The 15,446-nt window shown below is 70.1% G+C and carries 16 protein-coding genes and 2 tRNA genes; 11 read left to right on the top strand and 7 right to left on the bottom strand.

The features are described 5' to 3' along the window. Window positions 1–4: 4 nt before the first annotated feature. The 4 genes from AB0J57_RS11635 to AB0J57_RS11620 form a co-directional block, all read right to left on the bottom strand. Complete coding sequence (locus tag AB0J57_RS11635; RefSeq protein WP_366127879.1) at window positions 5–913, bottom strand: ABC transporter ATP-binding protein; 909 nt, start codon at window positions 911–913, stop codon at window positions 5–7. Between the two features lie 137 nt (window positions 914–1,050). Beyond that, a tRNA-Gly gene (locus AB0J57_RS11630) sits at window positions 1,051–1,123 on the bottom strand. 79 nt (window positions 1,124–1,202) lie between these two features. Beyond that, window positions 1,203–1,274 (bottom strand) — tRNA-Gly (locus AB0J57_RS11625). A 113-nt stretch (window positions 1,275–1,387) separates the two neighbouring features. Beyond that, complete coding sequence (locus AB0J57_RS11620; protein ID WP_366127878.1) at window positions 1,388–1,735, bottom strand: Lsr2 family protein; 348 nt, start codon at window positions 1,733–1,735, stop codon at window positions 1,388–1,390. Between the two features lie 342 nt (window positions 1,736–2,077). Here AB0J57_RS11620 and purS point away from each other — a divergent pair, with 342 nt between their 5' ends. From purS to AB0J57_RS11595, 5 genes are all read left to right on the top strand, one after another. Beyond that, on the top strand, window positions 2,078–2,323 hold the full coding sequence (gene purS, locus AB0J57_RS11615; RefSeq protein WP_366127877.1) for a phosphoribosylformylglycinamidine synthase subunit PurS: 246 nt from the start codon (window positions 2,078–2,080) through the stop codon (window positions 2,321–2,323). Then, on the top strand, window positions 2,320–3,000 hold the full coding sequence (purQ, locus tag AB0J57_RS11610) for a phosphoribosylformylglycinamidine synthase subunit PurQ (RefSeq protein ID WP_366127876.1): 681 nt from the start codon (window positions 2,320–2,322) through the stop codon (window positions 2,998–3,000). Before purS ends, purQ begins: the two co-directional genes overlap by 4 nt. Continuing rightward, a complete protein-coding gene (purL, locus tag AB0J57_RS11605; protein WP_366127875.1) occupies window positions 3,000–5,249 on the top strand; it encodes a phosphoribosylformylglycinamidine synthase subunit PurL in 2,250 nt (749 codons plus the stop codon). The genes purQ and purL overlap by 1 nt, the downstream gene beginning before the upstream one ends. 115 nt (window positions 5,250–5,364) lie before the next feature. Next, window positions 5,365–5,874 (top strand): helix-turn-helix domain-containing protein, encoded by a 510-nt coding sequence (locus AB0J57_RS11600; protein WP_366127874.1) that lies wholly within the window; start codon window positions 5,365–5,367, stop codon window positions 5,872–5,874. Window positions 5,875–5,932: 58 nt separating this feature from the next. Next, a complete protein-coding gene (locus tag AB0J57_RS11595) occupies window positions 5,933–6,769 on the top strand; it encodes a M23 family metallopeptidase (protein ID WP_366127872.1) in 837 nt (278 codons plus the stop codon). Here the strand turns inward: AB0J57_RS11595 and AB0J57_RS11590 are convergent. Then, window positions 6,757–7,161, bottom strand: a complete 405-nt coding sequence (locus AB0J57_RS11590) for a nuclear transport factor 2 family protein (RefSeq protein ID WP_366127870.1) — start codon at window positions 7,159–7,161, stop codon at window positions 6,757–6,759. The two genes, AB0J57_RS11595 and AB0J57_RS11590, sit on opposite strands and share 13 nt — an antisense overlap. 87 nt (window positions 7,162–7,248) lie before the next feature. On the opposite strand from AB0J57_RS11590, the gene AB0J57_RS11585 reads away from it, so the two are divergent. The 4 genes from AB0J57_RS11585 (at window position 7,249) to purM (ending at window position 11,907) form a co-directional block, all read left to right on the top strand. Next, on the top strand, window positions 7,249–8,055 hold the full coding sequence (locus AB0J57_RS11585; protein WP_366127869.1) for a sterol carrier family protein: 807 nt from the start codon (window positions 7,249–7,251) through the stop codon (window positions 8,053–8,055). Between the two features lie 135 nt (window positions 8,056–8,190). Continuing rightward, the gene (locus AB0J57_RS11580) at window positions 8,191–9,024 is read left to right on the top strand and encodes an META domain-containing protein (protein ID WP_366127868.1); all 834 of its coding nucleotides are present in this window, start codon (window positions 8,191–8,193) and stop codon (window positions 9,022–9,024) included. A gap of 237 nt (window positions 9,025–9,261) precedes the next feature. Further along, the gene (gene purF, locus AB0J57_RS11575) at window positions 9,262–10,788 is read left to right on the top strand and encodes an amidophosphoribosyltransferase (RefSeq protein ID WP_366127867.1); all 1,527 of its coding nucleotides are present in this window, start codon (window positions 9,262–9,264) and stop codon (window positions 10,786–10,788) included. Between the two features lie 45 nt (window positions 10,789–10,833). Beyond that, a complete protein-coding gene (purM, locus tag AB0J57_RS11570; RefSeq protein ID WP_366127866.1) occupies window positions 10,834–11,907 on the top strand; it encodes a phosphoribosylformylglycinamidine cyclo-ligase in 1,074 nt (357 codons plus the stop codon). A 57-nt stretch (window positions 11,908–11,964) separates the two neighbouring features. Here the strand turns inward: purM and AB0J57_RS11565 are convergent, their stop codons facing one another. Continuing rightward, window positions 11,965–12,225, bottom strand: coding sequence for a DUF3073 domain-containing protein (locus AB0J57_RS11565; RefSeq protein WP_366127865.1), 261 nt, complete (start codon window positions 12,223–12,225; stop codon window positions 11,965–11,967). 315 nt (window positions 12,226–12,540) lie between these two features. Next, a complete protein-coding gene (locus AB0J57_RS11560) occupies window positions 12,541–13,623 on the bottom strand; it encodes a Glu/Leu/Phe/Val dehydrogenase dimerization domain-containing protein (protein WP_366127864.1) in 1,083 nt (360 codons plus the stop codon). A 154-nt stretch (window positions 13,624–13,777) separates the two neighbouring features. Here AB0J57_RS11560 and AB0J57_RS11555 point away from each other — a divergent pair, with 154 nt between their 5' ends. Beyond that, window positions 13,778–14,623, top strand: coding sequence for a hypothetical protein (locus tag AB0J57_RS11555; protein ID WP_366127863.1), 846 nt, complete (start codon window positions 13,778–13,780; stop codon window positions 14,621–14,623). 599 nt (window positions 14,624–15,222) lie between these two features. Continuing rightward, entirely contained in the window at window positions 15,223–15,429 is a 207-nt protein-coding gene (bldC, locus tag AB0J57_RS11550) for a developmental transcriptional regulator BldC (protein ID WP_003949541.1), read from the top strand. The last annotated feature ends 17 nt before the right edge of the window (window positions 15,430–15,446 follow it).

Here is a 15,446-nt window from a genome sequence, read left to right as displayed (position 1 = left end):
CACGTCACACACCCACCGTTTCGTTCCGCGCGATGTCGAGGAAGGCCTCCTCCAGGGAGGCGGACCGGGCGTCCAGCCCTTCGAGCCGTACGTCCGTCTCGCGGGCCCACAGCAGCAGTTCGCCGAGCGCGTCCTGGAGTTCGTGGGTACGGATCTCGACCCTCCGCCCCGTCGCCGCGGCCCGCAGCGAAAGCGGCAGCCGCCCGGCCGGGACCCCTTCGGGAAGGACGAAGCGGATGCGGGCCGGCCGCGAGGCCGTCACCTCGGCGGGCGTGCCGGCCGTCACGATCCGCCCCTGGTGCATGATGGCCAGCCGGTCGGCGAGCGCCTCGGCCTCTTCCAGGTAGTGCGTGGTGAGCAGCACGGTCGTGCCGCCGTCCCGCAGCGCCCGTACCAACTCCCAGGTGTCGCGCCGTCCTTCCGCGTCCAGGCCGGTCGACGGCTCGTCCAGGAACAGCACCTCGGGGCGGCCGAGCAGGGCCAGCGCCAGGTCCAGCCGCCGCTTCTCGCCGCCGGACAGTTGCTTGACGCGCACCCCGGACCGGGCGCCCAGCCCGACCATCTCCAGCGCCTCCCCGGCCGGCCGCGCACCGGTGGTGCAGCCGGCCCACATCCGTACGGTCTCGGCGACCGTGAGGTCGGAGGGGAAGCCGCCCTCCTGGAGCATCACGCCGATCCGGGGCCGGACGGCGGCGCGTTCGGCGTACGGGTCGTGGCCGAGGACCCGTACGGTGCCGCCGCTCGGGCGGGCGAGGCCCTCCAGCAGTTCCACGGTGGAGGTCTTGCCCGCGCCGTTGGTGCCCAGCAGGGCGAAGATCTCGCCGCGCGCCACGGAGAAGGTGATGCCGGTCACGGCCTCGAACCCCCCGGCGTAGCTGCGCCGGACGTCTTCCGCCTCGATCACGTTGGTCATGTCTCAAGGCTTCCGCCGCCCGCCGCCCGGGGGCAGGCCGCGCTGTCACCGGTTGTCGATGACAAATGTCATCGGAGCCGAAAGCAGCGCGACACGACGAAGGCCCCGGTCGTGATGACCGGGGCCTTCGTACTCTGAGCGGACGACGAGATTCGAACTCGCGACCCTCACCTTGGCAAGGTGATGCTCTACCAACTGAGCCACGTCCGCATTGCTCCCGACCGGCTCTCACCGGGCGGTGCGAACACCACTGTACCTGATTGACCGGAGTGGTCGGTACGTGATGCAGAGCGGGTGACAGGAATCGCACACTGCGCCTTCCCCCTGGAAGGGGGATGTTCTACTACTGAACTACACCCGCACGCTGCGTGAGGTTCGGGGCCTTCCGGCCTCGCCCCTCGGCGTGATCCAGACTCTAGCGGATCACCAGGGGTGTCGCGCAACTCGGTGCTTCCAGGGGGAGGCGGCGGTGCGTCAGCTCGCCTCGCGGAACGCCTCGTAGACCCGCTTCGGGATCCGGCCGCGGGCGGGGACGTCCATCTTGTTGGACTGCGCCCAGGCGCGGACCGCCGCCGGGTCGGGTTCGAGCGAGGTGTGCTTGTACGAGGCGCGGGACTTGGCGCGGCCGGTTCCGGTGCCGCCGCCGACGGACCGCTTGCGGCCGGCCTCCACGTACGGCTCAAGGGCCTTGCGCAGTTTCTTTGCATTGGCGGGGTTGAGGTCGATCTCGTACATCTTGCCGTCGAGGCCGAAGGTGACCGTTTCCGCCGCTTCTCCTCCGTCGATGTCGTCGAAGAGCGTGACCACTACGCGTTGCGCCACGGATATCGGTCCTTTCCCGCGGTGTGCCGCCCTGACCTGCTTGACATGCCTGACGTGACATGTCTGACATGCGGCTATACCGGATTTACGGCTGTTGACGGGCAATGCTGCTTTCCGCTGTATTCCTTTGTACAGCGGATCACATGGCATTGTGAAGCCCAGGCAATTGCATCAGCGTGTCCGGCGGCAATGGCCGGTGGCATTCTTTTCCGGGATTTTTCCTGCTGGATCTCGGTGTGTTCTTGCGTCCTTTTGTAGGGTCCTCCAGATGTCTACTCGCGTAGATTTTGGAGACAGGTACGCTGAGGGAACCGCCCACGCAACACACCACCGGGAGTGCCAGTGGCACGCGTCGTAGTCGACGTCATGCTCAAGCCGGAGATCCTCGACCCGCAGGGACAGGCGGTGCAGCGCGCACTGCCCCGCCTCGGTTTCGAGGGGATCACCGACGTCCGTCAGGGAAAGCGTTTCGAGCTCGATGTGGAGGGGCCGGTCGATGACGCCGCCCTCGCCCGCATCCACGAGATGGCCGAGACGTTCCTCGCCAACACCGTCATCGAGGACTTCGTCGTGAAGGTGGAGTCGTGACCGCTCGGATCGGGGTCGTCACCTTCCCCGGGACGCTCGACGACCGGGACGCGCTGCGCGCGGTCCGGCTCGCGGGCGCGGAGCCCGTCTCGCTCTGGCACCGTGACAAGGACCTCAAGCAGGTCGACGCGGTCGTCCTGCCGGGTGGGTTCTCCTACGGCGACTACCTGCGCGCCGGTGCCATCTCCCGGTTCTCGCCGGTGATGGAAACGATCATCGAGCAGGCCAGGGCCGGAATGCCGGTCCTCGGCATCTGCAACGGCTTCCAGGTGCTGACCGAGTCGCACCTGCTGCCCGGCGCGATGCTGCGCAACAACCACCTGCACTTCATCTGCCGCGACCAGAAGCTGCGGGTGGAGAACGCGGAGACCGCCTGGACCGCCGATTACGCGCGGGGCCAGGAGATCCACATCCCGCTCAAGAACATCGACGGCCGGTACGTCGCCGACGAGCGCACGCTCGACGAGCTGGAGGCCGAGGGGCGGGTCGTCTTCCGGTACCAGGACTTCAACCCGAACGGCTCGCTGCGCGACATCGCCGGCATCACCAACGCCGCCGGCAATGTCGTCGGCCTGATGCCGCACCCGGAGCACGCCGTGGAGCCGCTGGTCGGTACGGGCCGTACCGACGGGCTCGGTTTCTTCACCTCGATCCTCAAGAAGCTGGTCAACGTCTGATGAGCCTCGACACCGTCAAGCACGCCACCGAGACCCCCGACGTCGAGCAGCCGTGGGCCGAGCTCGGCCTGAAGAAGGACGAGTACGAGCGCATCCGGGAGATCCTCGGCCGGCGCCCGACCGGTGCCGAGCTGGCCATGTACTCGGTCATGTGGTCGGAGCACTGCTCGTACAAGAGCAGCAAGGTCCACCTGAAGCAGTTCGGCGAGAAGGCCCCCGAGAACGACGCGATGCTCGTCGGCATCGGCGAGAACGCGGGCGTCGTCGACGTCGGCCAGGGGTACGCGGTGACCTTCAAGGTCGAGTCGCACAACCACCCCTCGTACATCGAGCCCTACCAGGGCGCGGCCACCGGCGTCGGCGGCATCGTCCGCGACATCCTCGCCATGGGTGCCCGTCCGGTCGCGGTCGTCGACCCGCTGCGGTTCGGCGCGGCCGACCACCCCGACACCAAGCGCGTCCTGCCGGGCGTCGTCGCGGGCATCGGCGGCTACGGCAACTGCCTGGGCCTGCCGAACATCGGTGGTGAGGTCGTCTTCGACTCCTGCTACCAGGGCAACCCGCTGGTCAACGCCGGCTGCATCGGTGTGATGAAGCACGAGGACATCCACCTCGCCAAGGCGTCCGGCCCCGGCAACAAGGTCATCCTGTACGGCGCCCGCACGGGCGGCGACGGCATCGGCGGCGTCTCGGTCCTCGCGTCCGAGACCTTCGACGACACCAAGCCCACCAAGCGGCCCGCCGTCCAGGTCGGTGACCCGTTCCAGGAGAAGCTCCTGATCGAGTGCACCCTTGAGATCTTCAAGGAGAAGCTCGTCGCCGGCATCCAGGACCTCGGTGGCGCGGGCCTGTCCTGTGCGACCAGCGAGCTCGCCTCCGCCGGCACCGGCGGCATGCGGGTCGAGCTGGACACCGTGCCGCTGCGTGACGCGTCGCTCTCGCCGGAGGAGATCCTCATGAGCGAGTCGCAGGAGCGCATGTGCGCGATCGTCGAGCCGCAGCACGTCGACCGCTTCATGGAGATCTGCGAGAAGTGGGACGTCATCGCCACCGTCATCGGTGAGGTGACCGACGGCGACCGGCTGGAGATCTTCTGGCACGGCGAGCAGATCGTGGACGTGCCCCCGGGCACCGTCGCCCACGAGGGCCCGACCTACCACCGGCCGTACGAGCGGCCCGCGTGGCAGGACGCGCTCCAGGCCGACGACGCGAACAAGCTCCCCCGGCCGTCCTCCGGCGAGGAGCTGCGCGAGCAGGTCCTCCAACTGGTCGCGCACCCGAACCAGGCCTCCAAGGCGTGGATCACCGACCAGTACGACCGGTTCGTGCAGGGCAACACCGTCCTCGCCCAGCCCGAGGACTCCGGCATGATCCGGATCGACGACGAGACCAACCTCGGCGTGGCGATCGCGACGGACGGCAACGGCCGGTACGCGAAGCTCGACCCGTACACGGGCGCGCAGCTCGCGCTGGCGGAGTCGTACCGCAATGTCGCCGCGTCCGGTGCCAAGCCGCTGGCCATCTCCGACTGCCTGAACTTCGGCTCGCCCGAGGACCCGGCGGTGATGTGGCAGTTCGCCGAGGCCACGCGCGGTCTGGCGGACGGCTGCCAGCAGCTCGGGACGCCGGTGACCGGCGGCAACGTGTCGCTGTACAACCAGACGGGCGACGTCGCCATCCACCCCACCCCCGTGGTGGCCGTGCTGGGCGTGATCGACGACGTCAACCGCCGTACGCCGATCGCGTTCGCCGAGGAGGGCCAGCTCCTCTACCTGCTGGGCGACACGCGTGAGGAGTTCGGCGGCTCGGCCTGGTCCGAGGTCGTCCACAACCACCTCGGCGGCCTGCCGCCCAAGGTGGACCTGGACCGGGAGCGACTGCTCGGCGAGATCCTGATCGCCGGCTCCCGCGACGGCATGATCGATGCCGCCCACGACCTGTCGGACGGTGGCCTGATCCAGGCGGTCGTCGAGTCCTGCCTGCGTGGCGGGAAGGGCGCGCGCCTGATCGTCCCGGACGGTCTCGACGCGTTCACGTTCCTGTTCAGCGAGTCGGCCGGCCGCGCGGTCGTGTCCGTCCCGCGCAGCGAGGAGCTCCGCTTCACCGACATGTGCGGCGCGCGCGGGCTGCCCGCGACGCGGATCGGTGTCGTTGACGGCGACGAGATCGACGTACAGGGCGAGTTCAGCATCGCGCTGAGCGAGCTGCGTACGGCGCACGAGGCGACCATCCCGGGTCTGCTGGCCTGATCGCACCCTTCTGAGAGAGCCCCTGTCCGGACCTCGTGGTCCGGGCGGGGGCTCTTTCGTCAGCTCTTCCGTCGCTGCCTTGCACGTAATTACGTAACTACGTATTCTCTGCGTCATGGAGCTGGAGGAGCGCGTCGCGGAACTGGAGCGGCGCATGGCGGCGCTGGAGAGCGGCGACCGTGCCGTACCGCCCGTCGGGGAGGGCGACTTCTGGGCCCTGGAAGGGCTCAAGGCACAGCTCGCCCAGGCGGGCGTGCCCGACGGCGGGGTGCTGTTCACCGGAGCCGTACGGCTGCCGACGGGGGAGCAGTACGAGTGGCAGTACGGCGTCCTCACCGACGAGCAGTTGGACGGCGACTGGACGGAGGCCGCCGAGTCCTTCGCGGCGCTCGGCCACCCCGTCCGGCTCCGGCTGCTGCGCGAGATCGTCGGCGGCCGGCGCACCGCCGCCGAGCTGGCCGCGCTGGAGGAGATCGGCACGACCGGCCAGATCTACCACCACCTGCGCCAACTGACCGGCGCGGGCTGGCTCCACACCGCCGGGCGCGGCCGCTACGAGGTCCCGGCGGGCCGCGTGGTGCCGCTGCTCGTGGCCCTGGCCACGGCCCGGCCGGAAGGCCCGTAAGGCCGTGACGACGTAAGGCCGTAAGACGTAGGACCGCAATCGAACACGGGGGAACACCATGTCCATGCGCAAGACCGCGGCGATACTCACCCGCGTCCTGTGGGCGCTCTTCATCGTCCAGGCGCTCGCCTCGCCCTTCGTCGACCTGCCGTACGACTACTGGGTCGGCTGGCTTCCGGCCCTGGCCGCCGTCGCCATCCGTATCGCGCTGAACCGCACGGAGGAGCGCCGTACCACCGGCACCGCACCCGCCGCACACGACGCGGTCGAGGTGGACCCGCCGGTCGCCGGCACCTGGTCCGCCCTGAACAGCCCGGCGGACAAGGTGCCGAGCCACGGCACCCACTACCTGGGCCAGACGTACGCCATCGACATCGTGGCCGAGTCGGAGACGAGCCCGAGGCCGCCCTTCGCCCCGCTGTGGCCCATCGTGCGGCGCAACGGCGACTTCCCCGCCTTCGGCGCCCCGCTCCTCGCGGTCGCGGACGCGACGGTGGTGCACGCCGAGGACCGCCAACGCGACCACCTCAGCCGGAACTCGCTGCCCGCGCTGCCGTACTTCCTGCTGGTGGAGGGCCTGTTCCGGTCACTGGGCGGGCCGCGTCACATCATCGGCAACCACATCGTGCTGGACCTCGGCGACGGTACGTACGCGATGTACGCCCACCTCCGGCGCGGCTCGCTGCGGGTACGCCCGGGTGACCGGGTCGCCGCCGGGCAGCCGATCGCCCACTGCGGCAACTCGGGCAACTCCACGGAACCGCACCTGCACTTCCAGCTCATGGACGGCCCCGACCCGCGCACCGCCCGTGGCATCCCGTTCACCTGGCGTGGTGTCGGCGTCCCGGCGGGCGGCGAGACGTTCACGGTGGGGGCGGGCGCCTACTCGGCCTGACCCCAGAAGGCGTCGGCCTCGTCGATGTCCTCGACGCACTCGTCGACGTCGGAGAACTTGCCGCCGAGGAGGGTGACGAAGAGGCCGCCCTTCATCTCGATGCCCCGGTCACCGCGGTCGCCGTGCCACTTGTGGACGGCCATGACGTGGCCCCGGCCGTCCGCGAAGACGTCCTGCAGCTCCACACGGAAGGTGCCGTGGGTCAGCTCCATGAGCTTGCCGAAGTGGGCCATCACGTTGTCACGGCCCTTGATGTGCCCGGACATCTGGCTCTCGCCGGGCGCATGGTGCGTACAGTCACCCGTCATCAGAGAGGCGACCGTATCCATGTCTCCTGTGGTGAACGCTTCGTAGGCCTTGCGCACCAGTGCGGCGTCAGGGTGTTCCGCCATGATCCTTCCACCCCTCTCGTAACCCCCCTTCCAGTCTCCGCCGGGGGATACGGCCCTGCCACACGGCGACGCGGCTAGCCTCGGCCCATGCCTCCCGCCAAGAAGCGCACCCGCAGCTACGACCCCGCCAAGACGCGGGCCGCCGTGCTCGCCCAGTTCGACCACGTACGCCAGGGGGTCCTGACCCTCACGCCCGAGCAACTCGCCCTGCCGACGCGGCTGGGCGAGTGGACGGTCCGCGAACTGGCCGCGCACATCACCATGGCCGTGCGCTCCGTGATCCGGGGCGTGGCCGCGCCCGAGCCGGCCACCCGGGACCTGGCCCTGCTCGACTGGCCGCTCGCCACCCGGAAGTACGCCGGGGACGTCGACCACGACACCCGCGAGATCGCCGAGGCGGCAGCGGAAACCCCGGGCGCGCTCGCCGAGCTGTACGAGGAGACCGGGCGGCGGCTGGCCGACGTGCTGGTGGCGGCCCCGGACGAGCGGCTGATCGTCACCCGCTTCGGCGGAGTCCGCCTCGCCGACTTCCTGGTGACCCGCACGGTCGAACTGATCGTCCACACCGACGACCTGAACGCCGCGACCGGGCTCGACCTCCCGTACGACCGCCAGGCGCTGGCCGCCTGCACCCGGCTGCTCGCCGACGCGCTCGCGGTGAAGGCCCCGGGCGGGTCGGTGGAGGTGCGGGTGCCGCCGCACGCGGTGGTGCAGTGCGTCGAGGGCCCCCGGCACACCCGTGGGACGCCGCCGAACGTCGTGGAGACCGACCCGCTGACGTGGATCCGGCTCGCCACGGGCCGCACCACGTGGGCGGAGGCCCTGTCCGCGGCGCGGGTCCACGCGAGCGGCGAACGGGCGGACCTGTCGGCCCACCTCCCGGTCCTCGGCTGAGCCCGCCCCCGGCCAACGCCCCCGGACGGCCTTGAACCCCCGGACGGCCCTGAACCCCCGGGCGGCCCTGAACCCCCGGACGGCCCTGAAACGGAACCGGCGCCCCACCCCGTCCGTCCCATCACCATGCCGACCATGCTGAAGAAACCCCCGCACCTCCCCCGGGCCGCCGCCGCGCTCGTCCCGCTCCTCGCCCTGGGCCTCACCGCCTGCGGCACCCAGAGCGGGAACGGATCGGGCGCGGGCGACGGCAGCGCCTCCGTACGCCCCGACGTGCCGGTCACCGGGGTGCACTGGACCGTCGAGAGCGTCACCGTCGACGGCAAGAAGACCGCCGCCCCGGCCGGCGCCCACGTCGAGATCGACCCCAAGGGCCAGGCCAAGGGCAACTTCGGCTGCAACCACTTCAACGCCAGGGCGGCCGTCGAGGGCGACACGATCACCCTCAGCGACACGGGCATGACCGAGATGGGCTGCCCCGAGCCGCTCCAGGGCTTCGAGGACGCGCTGAAGTCCGCCCTCACCGGCAAGCTCAAGGCCAGGCTGACCGACGGCGAGCTGACGCTGACCACCACCGACGGCGACTCGATCCGGCTCAGCGAGCAGCCCCCGGCACCGCTCGTCGGCACCAAGTGGACGGTGAACTCGCTGGTCTCCGGCCAGGCCGCCACCTCCCTGCCGGCCGGCACCGAGGGCAAGGCGTCCTTCGTGTTCGGCAAGGACGGCTCCGTACGCGGCAACCTGGGCTGCAACCGGTTCAGCGCCCCCGTCACCACCGACGGCTCGACGCTGACGTTCGGTCGCGTCACCAGCACCCGCAAGCTGTGCCCGGGCCCCGCGATGGAGCTGGAGCGTGCCCTGCTGGAGACGATGAAGGGCAAGGTCACGTACAAGATCGACCACCGCAGCCTGACGGTCACCGCGCCCGGCGGGACCGGCTTCGCGGCGGGCGCGGAGGGCGCCGAGTAGGGTCTCGCCCGGCTGCGAGGTCCGTCACACCCGGCGCGACCCGCAGCGGGCCGAGCGCCCCTGGTCAGACCCGGGCCGGGCCCCGTCCGGCCCGCTCATCGCCTACTCAGCCGCTGGTCAGGAGCCCATCGGCGGGGCGCAACCGGAATGGAGCGATCCGCTGCGCCTCCCGCCCGCTTCCCGCTCCGTCCCGTCCCCAATTCGGACCAGTGGTCGACCTCGCCTACACTCGGTGGCGTGCCACGTGGTGACGGTCGACTCAATCACGATCTGCTTCCCGGCGAGAAGGGCCCCCAGGACGCTTGCGGCGTCTTCGGTGTCTGGGCTCCGGGTGAAGAGGTCGCAAAGCTCACGTACTTCGGGCTCTACGCCCTCCAGCATCGGGGTCAGGAATCCGCGGGAATCGCGGTCAGCAACGGCTCCCAGATCCTCGTCTTCAAGGACATGGGCCTGGTCTCCCAGGTCTTCGACGAGACCTCCCTCGGCTCCCTCCAGGGTCACATCGCGGTCGGACACGCCCGCTACTCGACCACCGGCGCCTCCGTGTGGGAGAACGCGCAGCCGACCTTCCGGGCCACCGCCCACGGCTCCATCGCGCTCGGCCACAACGGCAACCTGGTCAACACGGCCCAGCTCGCCGAGATGGTCGCCGACCTCCCCAAGAAGGACGGCCGCGCCACGCAGGTGGCCGCCACCAACGACACCGACCTCGTCACCGCGCTCCTCGCGGGCCAGGTCGACGACGACGGCAAGCCGCTGACCATCGAGGAGGCGGCCGCCAAGGTCCTCCCCGAGGTCCGGGGCGCCTTCTCCCTCGTCTTCATGGACGAGCACACCCTCTACGCCGCCCGTGACCCGCAGGGCATCCGCCCGCTGGTCCTCGGCCGCCTGGAGCGCGGCTGGGTCGTCGCCTCCGAGTCCGCCGCCCTCGACATCTGTGGCGCCGCCTACGTCCGCGAGGTCGAGCCGGGCGAGATGATCGCCATCGACGAGAACGGCATCCGCACCTCGCGATTCGCGGAAGCGAAGCCCAAGGGCTGTGTCTTCGAGTACGTGTACCTGGCGCGCCCCGACACCGACATCGCCGGCCGGAACGTGTACCTCTCCCGCGTGGAGATGGGCCGCAAGCTGGCCAAGGAAGCCCCCGTCGAGGCCGACCTGGTCATAGCGACGCCCGAATCCGGCACGCCCGCCGCGATCGGCTACGCGGAGGCCAGCGGCATCCCCTTCGGCGCGGGCCTGGTGAAGAACGCGTACGTCGGCCGGACCTTCATCCAGCCGTCCCAGACCATCCGCCAGCTCGGCATCCGGCTGAAGCTGAACCCGCTCAAGGAAGTCATCAAGGGCAAGCGCCTGGTGGTCGTGGACGACTCGATCGTCCGCGGAAACACCCAGCGCGCGCTCGTCCGGATGCTCCGCGAGGCCGGGGCCGCCGAGGTCCACATCCGGATCTCCTCGCCGCCCGTGAAGTGGCCGTGCTTCTTCGGCATCGACTTCGCCACCCGCGCCGAGCTGATCGCCAACGGCATGACGGTCGAGGAGATCGGCAAGTCGCTCGGCGCCGACTCCCTCTCGTACATCTCCCTCGACGGCATGATCGAGGCCACCACCATCGACAAGCAGAAGCTGTGCCGCGCCTGCTTCGACGGTGAGTACCCGATGGAACTGCCGGACCCCGAGCTGCTCGGCAAGCAGCTCCTGGAGACCGAGCTGGCCGCCGGTCCGGCCGCCACGGCCGCGGCCGACGCGCTCCGTCGCCCGTAGGACCACCCGCAATCCCTGCAGTACGACACGAAAGTTCTCACAGTCATGTCTGAGACTGAGACCACCGGTGCCAGCTACGCAGCCGCGGGCGTCGACATCGAGGCGGGCGACCGCGCCGTCGAGCTGATGAAGGAGTGGGTGAAGAAGACCCAGCGCCCCGAGGTCCTCGGCGGCCTCGGCGGCTTCGCCGGTCTCTTCGACGCCTCCGCCCTCAAGCGCTACGAGCGCCCGCTGCTGGCCTCCGCGACCGACGGCGTCGGTACGAAGGTCGACATCGCCCGCCAGATGGGCGTCTACGACACCATCGGCCACGACCTGGTCGCGATGGTCATGGACGACATCGTCGTGTGCGGCGCCGAGCCGCTGTTCATGACGGACTACATCTGCGTCGGCAAGGTCCACCCCGAGCGGGTCGCCGCCATCGTCAAGGGCATCGCCGAGGGCTGCGTCCTGGCCGGCTGCGCCCTGGTCGGCGGTGAGACCGCCGAGCACCCCGGCCTGCTGGGCCCGGACGACTTCGACGTCGCCGGCGCCGGTACGGGCGTGGTGGAGGCCGACCGGCTGCTGGGCGCCGATCGCATCCGTACGGGTGACGCGGTCATCGCCATGGCGTCCTCCGGCCTTCACTCCAACGGGTACTCGCTCGTCCGCCATGTGCTGTTCGACCGGGCCGGGATGCGCCTGGACCAGCAGGTCGAGGAGTTCGGCCGCACCCTCGGCGAGGAGCTGCTGGAGCCCACCAAGATCTACTCGCTGGACTGCCTGGCGCTCACCCGGACCACCGATGTGCACGCGTTCAGTCACATCACCGGCGGCGGCCTCGCCGCGAACCTCGCCCGGGTGATCCCGGACGGGCTGCACGCCACGGTCGACCGGTCGACCTGGGCCCCCGGCGCGGTGTTCGACCTGGTCGGCAAGGCCGGTCAGGTGGAGCGGCTGGAGCTGGAGAAGACCCTGAACATGGGCGTCGGCATGATGGCCGTCGTCCCCGCCGAGTCGGTCGACGTGGCGCTGACCACGCTGGCGGACCGGGGCGTGGACGCCTGGGTCGCCGGTGAGATCACCGAGCGCGGCGAGCACACCACGGGCGCGACCCTGACCGGGGAGTACGCGAGCTGAGCAGCACAGAACCCGGTCCGGGGCGGGGCCCCGGACCGGGTTGAGTGAAATCAGGCGTCAAGCACCGCGACGCTGTGCCGACGGACCGGACTCGTCGTCCTCGTCATCGTCGTCGTTGTACAACTCCGCGTAGCGGGCGTACGGGTCGTCTTCCTCGTCATCGTCCTCGAAAGGCTCGCCATTCGGCGGCTGCGAGAGCGGTTGCGGAGTAGAAGCGCCCAGCTCGCTGGCCAGACGCGACAGGTCAGTCCCGCCGCTGTTGTACTTCAGCTGGCGGGCGACCTTCGTCTGCTTGGCCTTGGCCCGGCCGCGCCCCATGGCTCGACCCCCTCGGTGACGGGGCTCGACGGCCCCAGAGTCTTGACACGCGTTCATGATTCGGAACGGACTCTCCGTGGAGAGACCGGCCCGTAGGGCTTCAACGGTACCTGCTTCCGCGGCCATACGGTACGCCGCCCGCATGACGCGCCTCGGAACAGGACCGACGAGGAGCCCTGTCCTCGCTGGTCAGCAGCGATTTTAACCTCTTCTTGGCGGTCGACCCGCCGACCGGCGTGAGCCATGTCTCCCTCCGGGGAAACACGCTCACGACGGCCGGCGGGTCGACGCTGTCAACCACGGCTCACCACGGAATTACCCGCGGCGTGCCTCCGCCATGCGCTGCTCGGCGATCCGGTCGGCCGCGGCGGCCGGCGGAATCCCGTCTTCCTTCGCACGTGCGAATATCGCCAGCGTGGTGTCGAAGATCTTCGCGGCCTTCGCCTTGCACCGGTCGAAGTCGAACCCGTGCAGCTCGTCGGCCACCTGGATCACGCCACCGGCGTTGACGACGTAGTCGGGGGCGTAGAGGATCCCGCGGTCGGCGATGTCCTTCTCGACGCCCGGGTGCGCGAGCTGGTTGTTGGCCGCGCCGCACACCACCTTCGCCGTCAGTACGGGCACGGTGTCGTCGTTCAGCGCGCCGCCGAGCGCACACGGGGCGTAGACGTCCAGGCCCTCGGTGCGGATCAGCGCGTCGGTGTCCGCGACCACGGTGACCTGCGGGAACTTGTCGGTGATCCGGCGCACCGACTCCTCCCGTACGTCCGTGATGACGACCTCCGCGCCGTCCTCCAGCAGGTGCTCCACCAGGTAGTGGCCGACCTTGCCGACGCCCGCGACACCCACCTTGCGGCCGCGCAGCGTCGGGTCGCCCCAGGCGTGCTGGGCGGAGGCGCGCATGCCCTGGAAGACGCCGTAGGCGGTGAGGACGGAGGAGTCGCCGGCGCCGCCGTTCTCGGGGGAGCGGCCGGTGGTCCAGCGGTTCTCCCGGGCGATGATGTCCATGTCAGCCACATAGGTGCCGACGTCGCAGGCCGTGACGTACCGGCCGCCGAGCGAGGCCACGAACCGGCCGTACGCGAGCAGCAGCTCCTCGGTCTTGATCAGCTCCGGGTCACCGATGATCACGGCCTTGCCGCCGCCGTGCTCCAGGCCGGCCATGGCGTTCTTGTACGACATTCCCCGGGACAGGTTCAGCGCGTCGGCGACGGCGTCTTCCTCGGAGGCGTACGGGTAGAAGCGGGTACCGCCGAGGGCGGGGCCCAGGGCGGTCGAGTGGATGGCGATGACGGCCTTCAGGCCGGAGGCACGGTCCTGGCACAGCACGACTTGTTCGTGGCCCCCCTGCTCCGATCGGAACAGGGTGTGCAGGACGCCGTCGGTCACATCGGTCACGGTGGTGACTCCCAAGTACGAAGCGGCGGATGAGGCCCTCCTGCGGGTGGGGGAGGACCTTGACGGCAAGAGAGTAAGTCCTACCTGCGCGTAGATGAGAGCCAGTGCCGCGGATCACCCCCTCGCGGAGTACGGGCGTGGAAGGATTCGTGACATGCCAGCCGTCTCCTCGGTCCTCATCCCGTACGCGTCGTACCTGCGGGTGTACGAGCCGCTGGCGGCCTTCCCCGAGCCGGAACGCGGCCACTGGGCCCGGTACGCGCGCCGGGGTACCGCGCCGTCCGCCCAGGACGAGCTGCGCCGCTCGCTGGTGGGCCTGCTGGCCACGCCGCCGGTCGCGGTGCCCGTGCAGGAGAGCGCCGACGCCTTCGTGGTGGAGGTGGACGGCGTGGTGTGCGTGTGCCCGTGGCGGACGCGGTTGCGCGGCTGGCTGGCCCTGGAGGAGCTGCCGGGCACGCTGCCGCCGGCGGTCCTGGACGCGGCGCTGCCGCCGGTGGTGCGGGAGCAGGCGGAGGCGGACTACGAGCGGTGGCGGGAGCGGAACCCGGACGCGCGGCCGTGGATCCGTACGGCGGTGTGGCAGGTGCCGGTGCGGTGGTTCGCCCTGTTCTCGGACGAGGAGCGGGAGTACGTCGCGGCCGGCGGCCCCGGCAAGGCGCCGGTGCTGCGGTACCGGACGCCGATGGTGCAGGCCCGGCGGCGGGTGGCGCGGGCGCTGAAGACGCTGCGCGAGTCGATCGACGAGGGGCCGCTGACCGAGGGCCTGGTGGACGTGGGGCGCTGGCTGGAGGAGTTCCACCCGCGCTCGCTGGTCGAGCTGGACTACGGCGGGCTGGTGCACGCCCTGCCGGAGGAGCTCCTGGCCGAGGACCGGTCGGCGGCGGACGTGGCGGCGGGCATCGCGGCGCTGAGGGCCGGGGACGGCGAGGCGGCCGGGAAGGCGTACGAGCGGCTCACGGAGCGGTGGCGCGCGGTGCGCGACCGGCAGCACGCCAACTGAGATGATGATCTTGGTCTGAGGCGGTCCGCCACCGGGGACCGCCGGGGATCGCCGAAGATCGCCGAAGATCGCCGAAGACTACGGATTCCGCTATGGATCTGGCGGGCGTTCTACCGGATGATCTCGCTCCGAGGACATTCGGGTGTTCCGGTGGGGCCCTTGGTCCCGATCCGGGCCTTTGTGTCAAGGGTGACGGATAGCACTAACAGGGCTCTTGCGCCCATCGCCCAACCTCATGCCAAAATAGGACAAGGAGTCCGGGGAGGGCTCCTTCCGTCCAAGTATGGGCGGAAGGCTCAGCATTGCACGCTATGGGGGGTCCTGTTGACTCCTGATCGCTCTGTGACTGATCGTCACTGTGACGTGACTGTCCGCTATGGCATGGTCCATCGGCTTCCGCCGCTGATGAACACCTGAGAGGGCAATTCCATCGGTTTGGCCGAACGTGGCTGGACAGATGGTGTAGTTGTAGTGCCGAGGACAAGCCGTTCGTCCTATAACCGACTCGGCTCGCGTCCGCCATTTCGGGCAACGCGGGTCAAGGTGCAGAATTTAGAGGAAAGAACCGAGAAGGTTCGGTTCTCCCGAGGAGGCCGCTCATGACCGCTCGCACCCCTGATGCCGAGCCGCTGCTGACCCCCGCTGAGGTTGCCACGATGTTCCGCGTGGACCCGAAGACGGTGACCCGCTGGGCAAAGGCGGGCAAGCTCACGTCCATCCGCACGCTTGGTGGACACCGCCGGTACCGCGAGGCAGAGGTCCGCGCACTGCTTGCGGGTATCCCGCAGCAGCGCAGCGAGGCCTGAACACCCCGATGAACCGG

It is taken from the genome of Streptomyces sp. NPDC049837 (assembly GCF_040674455.1).
Lineage (GTDB): Bacteria > Actinomycetota > Actinomycetes > Streptomycetales > Streptomycetaceae > Streptomyces.
The sequence above is the reverse complement of the archived record's forward strand: the minus strand, read 5'-3'. Positions and strand labels throughout refer to the sequence as shown.